General features: G+C 69.7%; 8 protein-coding genes. 4 read left to right on the top strand and 4 right to left on the bottom strand.

Annotated features, from left to right (window positions below; genetic code table 11):
• Positions 1 to 69 precede the first annotated feature (69 nt).
• Both A6A08_RS15575 and A6A08_RS15580 read right to left on the bottom strand, forming a co-directional pair.
• Entirely contained in the window at positions 70 to 1119 is a 1050-nt protein-coding gene (locus A6A08_RS15575) for a serine/threonine-protein kinase (protein WP_073703318.1), read from the bottom strand.
• 288 nt (positions 1120 to 1407) lie between these two features.
• Complete coding sequence (locus A6A08_RS15580) at positions 1408 to 2328, bottom strand: RNA polymerase sigma factor RpoD/SigA (RefSeq protein ID WP_199866944.1); 921 nt, start codon at positions 2326 to 2328, stop codon at positions 1408 to 1410.
• A gap of 742 nt (positions 2329 to 3070) precedes the next feature.
• Between A6A08_RS15580 and A6A08_RS15585 the strand changes: the two genes are divergently transcribed.
• The 4 genes from A6A08_RS15585 to A6A08_RS15600 all read left to right on the top strand — a co-directional run bounded on the left by A6A08_RS15585 (position 3071) and on the right by A6A08_RS15600 (position 11085).
• On the top strand, positions 3071 to 6271 hold the full coding sequence (locus A6A08_RS15585; RefSeq protein ID WP_073703320.1) for a helicase-related protein: 3201 nt from the start codon (positions 3071 to 3073) through the stop codon (positions 6269 to 6271).
• Positions 6268 to 8130 carry a DUF1998 domain-containing protein gene (drmB, locus tag A6A08_RS15590; protein WP_073703321.1) on the top strand — a complete coding sequence of 621 codons (1863 nt, stop codon included), beginning with the start codon at positions 6268 to 6270 and terminating at the stop codon, positions 8128 to 8130. Before A6A08_RS15585 ends, drmB begins: the two co-directional genes overlap by 4 nt.
• A complete protein-coding gene (locus tag A6A08_RS15595) occupies positions 8127 to 9239 on the top strand; it encodes an AAA family ATPase (protein WP_199866945.1) in 1113 nt (370 codons plus the stop codon). The genes drmB and A6A08_RS15595 overlap by 4 nt, the downstream gene beginning before the upstream one ends.
• Positions 9240 to 9423: 184 nt before the next feature.
• Positions 9424 to 11085, top strand: coding sequence for an HNH endonuclease (locus tag A6A08_RS15600; protein ID WP_143181774.1), 1662 nt, complete (start codon positions 9424 to 9426; stop codon positions 11083 to 11085).
• A gap of 90 nt (positions 11086 to 11175) precedes the next feature.
• On the opposite strand, the gene A6A08_RS15605 is transcribed toward A6A08_RS15600, so the two are convergent.
• Both A6A08_RS15605 and A6A08_RS15610 read right to left on the bottom strand, forming a co-directional pair.
• Entirely contained in the window at positions 11176 to 12192 is a 1017-nt protein-coding gene (locus A6A08_RS15605; protein WP_073703551.1) for an SEC-C domain-containing protein, read from the bottom strand.
• A 61-nt stretch (positions 12193 to 12253) separates the two neighbouring features.
• Positions 12254 to 14977 (bottom strand): DUF4132 domain-containing protein, encoded by a 2724-nt coding sequence (locus A6A08_RS15610; RefSeq protein WP_073703323.1) that lies wholly within the window; start codon positions 14975 to 14977, stop codon positions 12254 to 12256.
• Positions 14978 to 15255: the final 278 nt, after the last annotated feature.

The following is a 15255-nucleotide window of genomic DNA, read 5'->3' on the forward strand; positions in this document are numbered from 1 at the left end:
GGGCAACGGTTGGCGTAGGCGCCATAACGAATCGGAACGTCCTCGCCCTCGAGGGCTGACGACCGGCGGTCAGGCCGCGGTGGCGGGACGCGCGTAGGCCTTGCGCAACCGTTCGGCGACCACCTCCGCGCGCCGGGCGCCCGTGCCCGTCGCCGCGGTCGCTGGCGCGGAAGCCTTCGGTTTCGTCGGCCGGGGCCGCTCGTGCTCGTCCCTCCGCACCGAGTCGAAGACCTCCGTGCCCGGTACGTGGGTGCGCTCGGCGACGAACCTGCGGGCCGATCCCGCGGACAGGCCCACCGCGGCGAGCCGGTCGGCGAGCCGGGCCCGTACCCCGCTCAGGCCCGGGCGGTCCTCGGGCTCCGGGGCCAGGAGCGCACGCAGCAGCGGGACCAGGGTCTGGGGGACGCCCTCCAGGTCCGGTTCGATCTCGGGGTTCCTGGCCGCCAGGTACACGGCGGTGTCCGTGGGCCGGTCATAGGGATAGCGTCCGGTCATGGCGTAGACCAGGACCGCGCCCAGCGCGTACAGGTCGGCGGCCTCGGTGACCTGCTCGGCACCGTCGAACTGTTCGGGCGCCATGAACTTCGCGGTGCCCATGACCGCCCCGGTGGCGGTCAGGTCGCCGCCCGCCCCGCCGATGGCGGCCAGGCCGAAATCAACGAACACCGGACCGGCCGGGCCGAGCATGACGTTGGACGGTTTGAGGTCGCGGTGCAACAGCCCCGCGCCGTGGATGGCGGCCAGGGCGTCGGCCAGGATCAGGGACAGGGCGGTGCCGGTCTCGGTGTCCAGCGGCCCCTCCCGCTTGACGTAGGCGGCCAGGTCCAGTCCGGAGACGTACTCCATGGCCATCCACTGGGGATCGGCGTCGGGCTCGGCGACCTCCACCAGCGCGGCGGTGCCGGGCCCCTGGACCATGCCGAGCGCGACGGCCTCGCGGTTGAACCGCTCGCGCAACTCGCTCTGGTCACTGTACTCGGCCCGCATCGTCTTGACCGCGACGATGTCCTCCTCGGGGGTGCGACCCGCGTAGACCACACCCATGCCGCCCTTGCCGAGCCTGCCCAGCAGCGTGATGTCACCGAGGGTCCGGGGGTCTTCGTCTCTGAGGGGTTGCACTGTGGGCCTGCCAATACCACCGGGGGCCGCGCGCGGTGGAACGGGGGAACGCGCGGTCTGCGGATCCAGGTTATCGCCGCTGACCTGCATACTGAGCCGGGACCAAAGTCCCTTTTGGAACTTTGGCCACATACGGCCATCAGGTAACAACTCTGCGGGCGTTCCGCAGAAGAGACTTCGCCCGGGCCCAGGGCGCCGGGGCTGGGAGCTGGTGACAGCCGCAAGGATCCCTGGAGGAGACGCGGGCACGCTGGTCCAGGGATCCTTACCCCGGTGCCACCGCGGAGATCAACCGACCCTCCTGCGTCGCCGCCTGCGCTTCTTCTGCTTCTTCTCCGCGGCCACGCCCTGAGGCTGCTCGATGCCGTGGACGTGGACGTTGTGCAGAGTGGCCATCGCCTTGTTCTGGATCTGCCGGATGCGTTCACGGGTAACGCCGAAGTGCTCCCCGATCTGGTCCAGCGTCTGCCTGTCCCCGGTGGTCCACCCCATACGGCGTTCGATCACCTCGCGCTCCCGCCGGTCCGTCAGACACGACAGCAGACCACGGGTCTCCCTCCTGTACTCGTCCTTCAGCAGCTGGGCCTCGGGAGAGGGCAGGGCGTGCCGTTCGTCGCCCGCCACCAGTTCGAGCAGAGTAGTCGTGCTATCCCCTCGGATCTGGCGGTCCAGGGAGTCGGTCCGGTAGGTGAGGCGGCGGACCTGGTCGACCTCGGTCACCGTCAATCCGCTGTGCACCGCCACCGCAGCCGCGTTCGCGCTCCTGCCCTGGGTCGACAGCCGCCGTTCCGCGGCGGCCACCTTGGCCGCCTTCTCGTGGAAGTGCACGGGAACCCTGATGAGCGCGCCCTCGTCGGCGATGGCACGGGTGATGGCCTGGCGGATCCACCAGGTGGCGTACGTGGAGAACTTGTAACCGCGGCTCCCGTCGAACTTGGCGACCGCGCGCATCAGACCCAGCATGCCGTGCTGCGCCAGATCTTCCGTCTCCAGCCCCTGCCCCTCGAACTTGAAGGCCAAGTTGTAGACGAGCCGCCGGTTGTGCAGCACCATCGCGTCAAAGGCCCTGCGGCGCTCGTCCTGCGGGTCCAAGGCGGCCAGGGCCTTCTCATCCAAGTCCCGGTCGAGGTCTCCGTCGCCCCTCATCAGCGCGGCCAGCCCCACCTCGGCCCGCGCGTCAAGGATGTGATCGCCAGGGCGGCCCCACACCCTGTCCTCCTCCAGTACTCGCCTCGCGGCGGTGACCGCGCCGACCAGTTCCGCACGGTCCCGCAGCGCCGGCGCGTCCGGGGACGGTTCCTCGGGCGGGCGTTCGTCCGCGTCGGCTTCGCTGCTCGTCTGCCGGCTGGAATCCGGTGCTGGCGGAGTTCCCGTTTCCGCCCTCCCGGAATTCTTCGAAGAGGTGATCGATATCCCCATAACGCGCAGGCGATCCTTGAACCCCTCCGACTCCTCGGGCCTGAGTCCGCACATGCGGACGACGCCCTCGAACACACGCGGGGGGATCCGCCCCTCAGCGACGTACCGCCGCGCCAGGCGCGCCGCACCCGCCAGCCGCGGATCCTCCCGCACAGGAGGGGCAGCCTCACCGTGAGGCTCCGCTCCTTGGCCGGACTGACGAAAGGGCGGCTTCCGCGCACGGTCCACGCGCACACCCAGCCCGGGAAGCGCCGCCTCGACACGGGCGCGGGCCCCACCGTCGAGACCGAATTCCTCGTACACCCTTTCGAGATCTTCGAGATCTATGAGCCCTTTATTCACGTATGACCGAATTCTTCCCAGGACTGCCCGTACCAGCTTGTACCGACCTGAATCCGACGTGAGGGGGATGGGATTCCGCATGCTTCGGATAATGTCACCTACCGCTGACAGAATTCTCTCCAACCAGAGCAATCCAGCCCGCATCCGGGAACCGGATCCCGCACACTCCGCTATCGAGAACAGGCCGTGAATGCCCGATCACCCCGCCAGGCACCCGGAGGCCGAGGTCCGAGGCCTGCTCGCCGCCGCGTTGCGGCGCCAGCTCGTCGGCCCGGCTGACGGTACCCACGAAGTCCTGACCGTTCCTCCTGACCGCCGCTACCTCATGGGCACCCTGTATCCGCAGGAGGCCGACCTGCACTCGCGCCTCCTCGCCGCAGGAGAGGAGGCCGAAGGCCGCGACGCGGAGAGCCCGACCGAGGAGAACGCCTTCGCCGAGGACCCCACCTCCGACGCCAACGCCTGGCTGCCCTCGTCGCTGGGCCTGTCGGTGTTCACCGACGCACCCGAGCTGCGCCTGACCTGTGAGGGCTCACGCTACGTCACCTCCAGAACAGACGGTCGGCGCTGTTGGACACGCGTCCCGTTCGAGGAGGAGACCGTCCGTGCGTCCGAGAGCGACGACCTGCCCGTCTTCGGCGGGCGCGCGCTCCTGCGCGTGCGTCGACGCCCCTATGCGGGGGCCTGGCTGGTGACCGTCGCACTGGTCAACGCCGCCGTGGCCGAGCCGCCCGACGCGGAGGGCACGGTGGGCCACCGCCCGGCACGCACGGACTGGGACCGCATGCTCTTCCAGGCGGCCTTCACCGCGGAGCCGCTCGGAGGCGCCTTCCTGGAGTATCCCGGAGTCCTCCTCACCAGCCGCGACCCGGAAGAGGAGGAGCTGCGCCTGCAGTACCGGCACGTGCGCACCTTCGCCGTGGGCCACGGCTGCGCGGTCGCGGAGGAGGCCCCGACGTCAGCCCCGGAGGGGGCGCCGCCGACCCGGGTACGCACCGAGGTCATGCCGACCGAGGAGGTACTCCAGGTGCGGCATGCCGGCCAGGGCGACGCACGCGCTCTGCGGCTCTCCTACCTCGGCGACGGCCTCCTGCCCGCCTCGGAGCTGGCCGAGACACTCTCGAAATTCACTCGCGGCTACCGGGAGTGGTACGAGGACAGGCTGAGCGAGGCAGCCGCAGAGGTTCCCCCCTGGGGACGCGTGGCCGCAGAACGCATCCTCTCGCGTGTCCACACCGCTCTCAGCCGTATGGAGGCCGGAGCACGCCTGCTGTGCGAGGACCCCGTGGCGCTGGCGGCCTTCAGAATGGCCAACCAGGCCATGGCCCTGCAGATGCGTCGCGGGGCCCGCGACCTGGGAGGCAGGCCTCGAAACCGCACCGACCCCCTCCCTCGGGACACCGCCCCTGACGGGAAGGCCTCCTGGCGCCCCTTCCAGCTCGGTTTCTTCCTGCTGTGCGCGGGCGGCCTGATCGACCCCGCGCACCCTGACCGCGAGATCACCGACGTCATCTGGTTCCCCACCGGCGGAGGCAAGACCGAGGCCTACCTCCTGCTGTCGTGTTTCGAGATGCTGCTGCGCCGGTTGCGGCACGGGGCCGCCGGAGGCGGCACGGCCGTGCTCAGCCGCTACACGCTGAGCCTGCTCACGACGCAGCAGTTCCAGAGGGCGGGGACCACGATCTGCGCCCTGGAATACCTCAGGAGCCACCCCGAGGAAAGGGCCTGCGCGGGACTCGACCTGGGCGCGGAACCCTTCTCCATCGGGCTGTGGGTGGGGGAGGCCACCACACCCAACACCTACGACAGGGCCCACGACATCGCGGAGGGCCAGCGATCCGCCGCCCAGCCGACCGACGCCTTCGTCCTGGACCGCTGTCCCTGGTGCGGAACGAGGATCATGCCGCGGGCCAAGTCCTCGGACCCCGGCGACTACGGGGTGCGGACCACACCGACATCCTTCTCCTTCTTCTGCCCCCGGGAGGAGTGCGCCTTCCACGAAACCCTGCCGGTGCGCGTGGTGGACACCCATCTGTACGACGAGCCGCCGTCATTCCTGCTCGGTACCGTGGACAAGTTCGCCCGCCTTGCCTGGGAGCACCGGGCCGGGCGGCTCTTCGGCGGTGACACACTCCGCCCCTCCCTGGTCATCCAGGACGAACTGCATCTGCTCACCGGGCCGCTCGGCACCACCGTCGGCCTGTACGAGTCCGCAGTTCTACAGCTGTGCTCATGGGACGGAGTACCGCCCAAACTCGTGGCGTCCACCGCGACCATCCGCCGCTCGGGTGAACAGGTCCGCCTGATGTACGGACGCGACGTCCAGCTCTTCCCCCCGCCCGGCCTCGACGCACGCCACTCGTACTTCGCCGAACCCGATGAGGACAAGCCGGGCCGCCTCTACGTCGGCGTCATGGCCCAGGGGCACACGGCGGGCCGCGCCACCGTCGCCACCGCGGCCTCGACACTCCACGAGGCCGCGCTCCTGCCCGAGGAGCACCGCGACGACTACTGGACACTGGTCGCCTACCACCACAGCCTCCGTGAGCTGGGCCGGACCCTGACCGCGGCACGCGACGACATCCCGGCCCAGCTCGCCGGTATGGGCGGCGCGGACGGAAGGACACGCGACCTGGCCGAACAGTCCGTCCAGGAACTGACCAGCAATCTCGACCGCGAGGAGCAGCCCCGGCTGCTCGCCCGTCTGGAGGAGGGCTGGCCCGCCTCCTCCGCCGTCTCCTTCCTGGCATGCACGAACATGCTCTCGGTCGGGGTCGACGTCGGCCGACTCGCCCTCATGCTCATGCTCGGCCAGCCCAAGGCCTCGGCGGAGTACATCCAGGCGACCAGCCGGGTGGGGCGAGACCGCGTTCCCGGGCTGATCGTGGCGTTCTTCAACGCCACCAAGCCCCGGGACCGGTCGCACTACGAGACCTTCGGAGTGTTCCACCGCTCGTTGTACCGGCACGTCGAGCCGTCCAGTGTGACCCCGTGGTCCATCCCCTCCCGCAGGCGCGCACTGCACGCCGCCCTGGTGATCCTCCTCCGGCACGGGCACGGCTGGTCGGGCGAGGACCGCGCAATGCTGGTCCTGGACCACCCCGACACCGTGGCCGACGCCGTTGAGCGGCTGGTGTCGTGGGTGGCGAGGACCGACCCCGCCGCGGAGACCGAGGTATCCACCGAACTCAAGGATCTCATCGCCGACTGGCACGACGCGGCCGTCGCCGCACGCCAGGCGGGGGCCAACCTCTACTGGAGCGGGCAGGGCCGTGCGACACGGCACCTGCTCAAGAACTTCGACCGCAGGAACGGCCTGTGGGAGACCCTGAACTCGGTTCGCTCGGTGGACCGGGAGTGCCAGATCACCGTGAAGGGAGCCGGGGCATGACTCGGAAACTGCGTGTCCGCCAGGCCCAGACCATCGTGCCGTTCGGCGTCGGCGCGATCGTGGAAACCCAAGGAGAGGCGTTCGTCGCCGCCGACATCTCGCACTGGCCCGTGTCCAGCTGCCCATGGGTGGACTCGCCAAGGCTGGCGGCGGGTCTGGGCGTCACGGGCTTCAAAGCCCTTCCCTCGGCGAAGAACGACTTCTTCGACTCACCCGACGGTGTTGGAGCGCCCTGCGTGCGCTTCCCCGCCTGGCTGTTCTGCGGCGCCTGTCGCAGGATGAGGCGCTGGGGAGTGGCCGACGAACAGCCGGGAACCGCACCACTGTGCCCGGCCTGTCCGACACCGCAAGCTCTCGGACCGATGCGCTTCGTGCAGATCTGCGAGTCCGGGCACATGGACGACGTGGACTGGTGGTGGTGGGCGCACAGCCGTGCCACCACCGACTGTCAGCGTTCGACACAGCGGCTGTCGTTCCTGGTGGACCATTCCTCCATCGGCCTGGAGGCGCTGTCCGTGATGTGCCGCGCCTGCGACTCCTCACGGGACCTCCTCCAGCTGCTGGACCGGGGCCGCACCCGCTGCACGGGGCACCACCCCTGGCAGGGCCGCCACGAGGCGGCGCACTGCACGGAGCATGCACGCGTCGTCCAGCGCAACGCCGGCAACGTCTACTACGCGATGACACTCTCGGCGCTGGACATCCCCGCTCCGACGGCCGAGGCGGGCGCCGTGGATCCACAGATCGCGAGCAGGATCCGGTCCGACGACCTGTGGCCCGGCCTGTGCCGCGCCGACGATCCACATCGGGCAGCGATGCTCACCACGATGATCTGCGAAGGCCAGCCGGGCGTCTCACCCGAGGACGTGGCAGCACTCCTGAGGCAGGAGAACGGCGGCACCGAAACCGAGAGGACCCACCCACGGAAGGACCGCCCCTCCACAGCAGCTGACATGAGCTGGGAGGAGTGGGCCGCCCTGAACACCTCCACCGCGGTCAACGACAAGCACTTCACCGTCCGGCCGGTCCGCTTCGGCCCCGAGGGGCCGCCCACCGAGTCCGAGCGGTTGCTGCGCGGGCGTATCGAACGGGTCGTTGTCGCTGACCGGCTGCGAGAAGTCCGCGCCCTGCGTGGGTTCTGCCGTGTGCAGCCGTCTCCACGGCGCATGGTGGGTGTGGACACCACCGGCCGACGCAGTTGGCTTCCAGCCGTGGAAGTCTTCGGAGAGGGAGTGTTCCTGGCCTTCTCGGAGGACGCGCTCTCCCGGTGGGAGGAACAGCCAAGCGTGCGCGAACGTGTACGCGGCCTCGAAAGCGACCTGAACGCCGCTTTCCAGATGGACCGGCTCTCGGGCATGGTCGGTGACGCGCTGCTGCCCCGGCTGCCCCTTCTCCACACGTTCGCGCATCTGCTGATCCGACAGTTGTCCTTCGAGAGCGGTTACGGCACGGCTTCCCTGCGCGAGAGGGTCTATGCCCGCCCTGGCGAGGGAGGCCACCAGGCCGGAGTGCTCATCTACACCGCGGCCGGCGACGCTGACGGAACGCTGGGAGGACTCGCCCACCAGGGAGCTTCCGCCCGGCTCACCGAAATCCTGCTCCGGCTGCTGGAGGCCGGAGCCTGGTGTTCGGCCGACCCGCTGTGCGCCGAGCACGGTGCGCGGGGATTCGCCAACCTCAACCGAGCGGCCTGCCACGCCTGCGCACTCCTGCCGGAGACCAGCTGTGAGGCGGGCAACGCACTGCTGGACCGGGTCCTGCTCGTCGGCGCTCCCGGCATCACGGGGTTCTTCCAGCCCGTGATCGACGCAGCCCGCAGGCAGGCGGCCGGTATCGCACGTGGAGAGGACCCGGTGTGACCGACCCGCACCACGCACCCAGGGCCCTGCGGTACCTCGACCTGTCCCCTGAGCAACAACACGTCCTCGACGAGCTGCCGTTCGAGGGCAACCACCTTGTGTGCGGCCCCGCGGGGTCGGGCAAGAGCGTGCTGGCGGCGCACCGTGCGGCGATGGTCGCGCTCACAGGAACGCCCACCACGCTGATCAGCCGGTCCAACCTCCTGCGCCAGCATGTCGGGCCGGCCGCCGTGGAGCTCGGGCCCGAGGTGGCGGTGAGGACATTCCACTCCTGGCTGGGGTCCTGGTACCTGGGGGCGACCGGTACACAGCTTCCCACGTTCACACCCGGCGGGTTCGACGTCGACTGGGCCGCCCTGTTCTCCCAGGTCATGGAGAAAGCGGATCTACCCGATCCCGGAGCCCTGGTCGTCGACGAGGGACAGGACCTGCCGGTGGGGTTCTACCGCCTGTGCCGCCTGACGAACGCACAGGTGACGGTGCTGGCCGACGAGTACCAGACCATCACGGAGTCGCGGAGCACGACCGACGAGATCCGTACGGCACTGGCGGCACAGGAAGTCCAGCTGTCGGGCAACCACCGCACCACACGGCCCATCGCCGCACTCGCAGAGCACTTCCGACTCGGTGACCCGAAACCCCGCCTTCCTGAGCGGCCGGGAGCCCTGCCGGTCCTGTCCAGGTACCGGAGGTTCGCCGAGCTCACCACAGAAATCCGGGACCACGTCCGCAAACACCCGGAGCGCTCGGTCGGCGTGGTCGTACGATCCAGGGAATTCCAGATGCAGCTGTTGGAAGCGCTGGAGCGGGCCAGGGTGCCCGTACAGGCCTACACCGGCAATGGCTGGGGCCGGTACCGGAACATCGACGCCAGTCGCCCAGGCGTCCGCCTCGTCACCCGGGCCAGTGTGAAGGGCTTGGAGTTCGACACGGTCATCGTTCCGGACTGCCATCGAGACACCGCCGACAGCGGCGACCCCGACCAGCAGATGATGTACTACGTCCTCGTCACCAGAGCCCGGCACGAACTGCGCCTGGGGTTCGGGGGAGACCACCCGCCACCGCACCTGGAGGGCGTTCCGCGCCATCTGTTCCAACCGCGGCCGTGAAGCGGCACGATCCGAACAGAGACGGGATCGGGGAGGCGGGCCGGTCCTCGCGTTCCGAAGGCCCACCGGGCAGGGGCCAGGCCCCTGGCCGCTTCTAGCCACCGGGCACCTCCGCAGGTTGGCGTGTCAGCCTGCGCGCGGAGCGTCCTCGGCGTCGGCATCACGGGCTAGGGTTTGCCCTGATGTGTGGGACGCGCAGGAACGAGGTGGGCACATAGGCACCCGAAAGTACCCCGAACCCAGCGAATCGACGAAGAGAGAACTCTGGCGGCTCTCCAACGGCATGTGCTACCTGTGCCGGTGCGAACTGGATCCGACGACGCGCGGGAACCTCCCGACCGGCATGGCGGCACACATCACCGCCCATGGCGACGCGGGCCCGAGGGCTGCCCCCGCGATGTCGATCGACCAGCGCAACTCGATCGACAACCTGGTGTACCTCTGCCCTTCCTGCCACAGCCGGATCGACAAGAACTCCGGAGCCGGGTATTCCGTCGAGGAACTCCTGGCCGTCAAGGAGAGGCACGAATCCTGGACCCGCTCTCTGCGTCAGGCGGGAAGTGCGTGGAACGTCCGCTACCACCACGTCGACTTCGTCAATATCCCGCGTCTGGCGGTGCTGCCTGGAGCAGATGAGGTCCTGCGGGTCTCCCAGGACATCGGCCTGGACCCGAACTCGGCGTTCCGAAACCAGGGAATGCTGGCGGGCGTCTTCGTCAAACGGGTCAAGCCGATCTTCGAGAACTGGGGCGAGCGGGCTCTGGACATCGACCCGGACGATCCGGTTGAGGTGAGACCGGGGATGGTGGTGTCCTTCAATTCCCCGATGCGGGCTCGCAACATCAGGCAGGCACGCAACATGGCCCGTATCAGCGGTTCCATCAGGCGTGACCCACATCTGTGCTTCGCCTACGGTGATCGGACCGCCGCCATTCGGTTCGACCCGATCTGGCTGACCACGATGACCTCCCTCACCACTCTGGGCACGGCCGAGAGGGAGGCGGTGACCTACGCGGGTCTGGGAACGGTCGTCGCGGTCACAGAAGACCAGATCCAGATCTCGGCAATGGTCTTCGGTCAGCCTGAGAACGGTGTGAACAACCTCCTCCACCTCATGTCGAACATGAGTGGCAAGGGTGCGAGAAGTGTGGACCTCACACGCATGGTCGATTCACGAAGTGCGAGAGAGGCGGGTACGCGCATGAAGTCCACAGCAAGGAAACGCGTCGTCGACGCCGTCCTCTACTTCGACGAACTACACGAACAGATCATCGGGCCCGAACCGATGGAGGAAGCGGTCTTCAGCGCTGTCGCCAAGGCTGTTCCCGAGTACCGGCGCGACATACGCGTCGGATGGGCATCGTTGACCGAGGAGGCACTCACCGACCACGGGTACAGCCCCACCGACGTGGCCTCACACCTCATCGCCGCACCGGAGGAGCAGTGGAGTTCGTTCTCCGTTCCCCGTCTGGGTGACCTCATCTCCCGGACGGGGATCGCCTACGCGCTCCTGCGGGGTGTGGAGGCCCAATGCCTCGATGACCTGAACGAGATCCTCACCGAGGTCTTCCGTCCCTACCGTGGTGGCTTTCAGCTCCTCACCGGCAACCGCTACCACAAAGATCTCCACAACTGCCTCGACAAGTACCGGATCTACGGCGGCGATCTGCGCGTCCTTTACAGCGCCGCAGATGAGTACGGCGAAGGCCTGGACGAGTCCGTCATCGAGTACTGGAACCGCACAGGCCTCTTCTCCTCGGTGGAGTGGGAGGAGGACGAGGCACGCAGTCGGGCGGACGAGGAGGAGGCCCGGAGGTTGATGGAAGGGTTCTTGCACGGCCTCTGATACCGGCGGCAAGGATCCAAGGTTGAGGTGCCCCGCTCTCCTCGGGCTCCGAGGAGAGCAGGCGCATACACCGTGTGGGGCCGTGGGCGGTCAGCGGTTCGAGGGTGAACCGCAGCACTTCTTGTACTTGCGTCCCGAGGCACACCAGCAGGGCTCGTTGCGGCCGGGCGGCCACGCCCGGAGCCTCGGGTCGTCCGCGGAGAGCTCCAGGTCCACCCAGTCAAGGGCGGTGCCGCTGCTCGCCGGGTCCTGGCCGGAGCGCTCGGCGAACTCCACGATCTCCCCCACACCGTGCAGCACCACGCTCCACCGCGTTCCGGGACGCTCGCGGTCCTGCTCCCGAAGGGCTCGTTCGACGGCGCGGTAGTAGGTGTCGGCGCCGTGCTCGGCGATCTCTCCCGTGAGCAGTCCTCGGGCGCGGGCCCCATCGAAGGCCTCACGGGAGTAGATCGGTTCCACCTCTCCGTCCGGTCCCTCGTCCCCCCAGTCCCCGCCCTCTTCACCGGGGAAGTCCGTCAGGCCCTCCACCTGCCGTTGGGCCACGGCCAGGGCCACCTCGTCGTGCGCGTCGCGTTCCAGCCCCAGCCTCATCCGTACCAGCAGGCGGCTGACGAGCGGCGCCAGGGAGAGGTCGTCCTCGTCCGCGAGGTCCTCCGGGGGCTCGGCAAGCAGTTGCCGCGACGCGATGTTGAAGCAGCGCAGTGCCTCGTCCCAGCGCTCCAGATCCCGCAGGTTCTCGCCGAGCACCTCGGCGGGCCCCTCGGCCATACCGCCGGGGCGCAACAGCTCCGAGGTGATCCGGTCCGCCTCGGCCAGGTCCCGCGTGTCCTGGCTCCGGCGCAGGAGCATGACCAGCTCGACGGAGGCGTACTGGCGGTCCTCCGAAGCGGGATGGTGCTCACGCACGGCTTCCAGCAGACGGCGGGCCCGCTCGCCGTGCCCCGAGTGGTACAGGTTCGTCGCGAAGTCCATGAGGAGCTCGCCCGTGTGGTCGGGTTCGGCGGCGAGGTCGTCCAGGAGGTGGCGGGGAAGGTCCAGTTCCCCGATCGCGACCGCCAGGGGCGCGTCGTCAGCGACGGTGGAGGCAGTGGGGCCGTGGTCGGTCATGGCCACCAGCCTAGGGTCCACCGACACGCCAGGGGCCCGTTTCCCGGAAGACGCCAGCTCCCTATCCGTCCAGTCCGCGGCGGATCTGCCTGGTGATACTCGCGTCCTCGATGGCGCTGTCCCCGGCCAGCATCATGGCCTTGGACAGGATCAGTGCCAGGCGGCCGCCGTCCTGTTCGAAGGGCAGGAACACCCCCGGCCCCCTGTCCCTGCCCGAGGGCACGATGCACAGGTAGGAGTCGTCCGGTTCCATCAGGACGTTGGCGCTGCCCACGTGGATCCGGTAGGAGCGTAGGTTCCCGCGCACCCGCAGGAAACGGCCGTCGATCTCCAACCGGTCGGCCACGCGCAGGCGCGGCAGTAGACGCGCCAGGGCCTCGCGCCGCACGACGGCGTTCTCGGTGAGTTCCCCGAAGGCCGTCCGGCGCCAGTAGGGCAGGTGGGCGCTCTCTCCCCGGTCGACCCACTCGGGGTCGGCCGCGATCGAGGACACCCCCACCGCCAGATCCACGTCGCGCATCGCCTCGGACAGCACCAGCGGGGGCACCTCCGCCAGCGGGGCGGGCCCCTCCCCGCCCTCGCGGCGGAAGCGGACCTGGTCGGTGCCGCAGTGCCGGACGGGGTCGGTCCGGTCTTCGTCGGCCAGGGCGATGTCGAGGGTGACCTCCCAGGAGGTGTCGCTCTCCCGGTCGGTGTGGACGCACGTGGCGGATCCGTCCTCACCGCCGTCCCAGCCGCCCAGTTGGTGGACGCTCCAGCCGCGCTCGTTCAGCAGGGCCTTGGCCTGCCCGTACCTGAGGATGTGGGCGGCGTACCGGTTGGAGTAGACGCGGGTGGCCTCCTCCGCCGGGGTGAGCAGGTAGATCTCCCGGTAGGCCTGCTTGAGGGGTTGGGCGATCTCCCGGTCGGTCAGGTGCGCCCGCCACCGCCGCACCGTCTCCGTCCGGCTCCGCACGGGGTGCCACAGCCGCACCCGTGCGCCGCCGTCCACGGTCGCGGTGTGGGCGACCTCCGCCCCGTCGGGGTCGATCAGGCGCCAGTGGTCCCCGTCGGCTTCGGGCATCCCGCACGCCCAGGTCCGGCCGTCGTCACCGCTCACCTCCCACAGCAGCCGCCGGGCGAGCGCCCCGGTGACCGGGTGGTCGAGGTAGTAACGGACCCAGGAGGCGGCGTCCCACACCCGTCCCTGGGCCAGGAACCCCTCCAGGCGGACCCGTTCGGCCGCCACCACCTGGCGCAGCTCCTTGAGTTCGGCCCGCAGCGCCTTGACCTCGTCGGGATGCGACGTGCGCAGGGCGGCGGGCGGACCCGCGACGGGTCGCCCCTTCGCCGAGACGAAACCCAGCGCGGCGCCACCGTCCGCCTTCAGGGCCATGGTGACAGGGTGTTCGCCCAGCTGGTCGGTCCGGGTTCCGTCCCGGTCCAGTCCGAAGTCGGGGACGGTGCGTTCCAGCAGCTGCTCCCCGGTGATGCCCAACCGGTCGGCGATCGTGTTCAGGGCCCTGTCGATCACCCTGGAGAGGGTCTTCTTCTTGGCCTTCGCGCGGACGCGGGCGAGGGCGGCGACCGCCTCGTCGGTGCCGCGCGCGGCCAGGACGCGGACGCAGGCGGAGGCCGTGCGTTCGGAGCGCAGCAGTTTGGAGCCGTTCGGCCCGGTTCCGGTGAACACCGCGACCCGCTCCAGGAGGGGCAGCGACCAGGTGTCGTCCTCGGAGGCCTGTTCCTGCACCGCCCACACCAGGCCGTTGACGATGTTGTGCACGTGGATCAGGAAGTACGCCGTGCGCGCACTGCCGCGGCGCCTCTCCACCCGCGGCGTGCGCAGCGCCGCCTCCACCACGCGCCGCAGCACGTTCTCCGCGTCGGGGATCGCGGCCAACCTGCGTCGAAGCCCGTCGCGCCACTCTCGTGCGGGCCGGGCGCCGGGCGGGACCAGGAAGTGGACGAACAGCTCCGCCAGACCGGGGTGGGCGGCCAGCGAGGGTTCGCGTTCACGCAGCAGATCGCCGAACAGGTCGCCTTCGGGGAGGAGGTGTTCGACGGCCAGGGGGGCGCCCAGGCGCAGGAGGAGCAGGAGCGCCCGTGCGTGGGGGTAGGGCTCGTCGGGTTCGCGGCGGAACAGCTCCTCTTCGCGCTCCTGGCAGCGCGCCCGGTACTCCTGAAGCTGTCGCACGCACGGGGCCAGGACCTGGTCCCGCACCCGCTCGCAGACGTCGATGTGCACGTGACTGTGGGTGAGCCACTGTGCCTCCGCGTGCAGGAGCAGGGAGAGCAGGGCGCTGTCCCAGGGCAGGGCCATGCGGGACAGGGTGAACGCGGTGCGGTGGTGGATATGGGAGAAGTACTCGCCGTGGCGGCCCCGCTCGTCGACCTCGGCGTGCCGGGGGTGCTGGGCGTTGATCAGGAACCAGATCGCCAGGCGCGGCTTCAGGTCGTCGTCGCACCGGTCGATCAGGGCACGCAGTGGAGTGCCCGTATCCAGTGCGGAGATCCTCGCGTATCCCCGCCAGCCCCGGTCGGGGGCGTGGGCGCGCATGAGCTGGTCGCACTCCTCGATCAGCTCCGGCAGACCGGGGGCGTACAGATGGCCCAGGACCTCCTCGGCCTGCGCGGGCATCGTGTTCCGGTAGGCCCAGGAACTCCTTCCCATGGCGTCGATGCCCAGGGCGAACTCCTCGGCGGTCCGCTTCGCCCACTCCAGGGCCTCGGCGGAGGGGACGACCGAGGCGAAGGGCGGCTCACCGGAGCCCGGGGAGCTCTCGACGGGGAGGAGGTCTCGGGGCATGGGGGTGGTTCCCTTCGTCGGCGGTGGGGTTCGCGTGCGGAGTCACGCTAGCGAGGGGAACCGACAGATCCGCCGGAACCGACCAGTCCTCCTTCGGAAGAAGCGGGAAGGACGGGGCACACCCGGTCGGCGTCCACTCCTCCGGCGAGGCGGGCGAACAGCTCGGCCGGCCCGGCCCGCCACACCGCACCGCCTGCGTTGGGACACCACAACAACAGCCACCCGGTAGGACGCGACGGGCCACGACCGCCGTGTTAGGAAGGGGCCGTCTCGGGCAG

Source organism: Nocardiopsis sp. TSRI0078 (assembly GCF_001905145.1).
Classification (GTDB): Bacteria; Actinomycetota; Actinomycetes; order Streptosporangiales; family Streptosporangiaceae; genus Nocardiopsis.

Bases quoted from the DNA above. Each gene is read 5' to 3' on its own strand.
- A6A08_RS15585 (WP_073703320.1), top strand. From the start codon at position 3,071: ATGCCCGATCACCCCGCCAGGCACCCGGAGGCCGAGGTCCGAGGCCTG.
- drmB (WP_073703321.1), top strand. From the start codon at position 6,268: ATGACTCGGAAACTGCGTGTCCGCCAGGCCCAGACCATCGTGCCGTTC.
- A6A08_RS15605 (WP_073703551.1), bottom strand. From the start codon at position 12,192: ATGACCGACCACGGCCCCACTGCCTCCACCGTCGCTGACGACGCGCCC.
- A6A08_RS15610 (WP_073703323.1), bottom strand. From the start codon at position 14,977: ATGCCCCGAGACCTCCTCCCCGTCGAGAGCTCCCCGGGCTCCGGTGAG.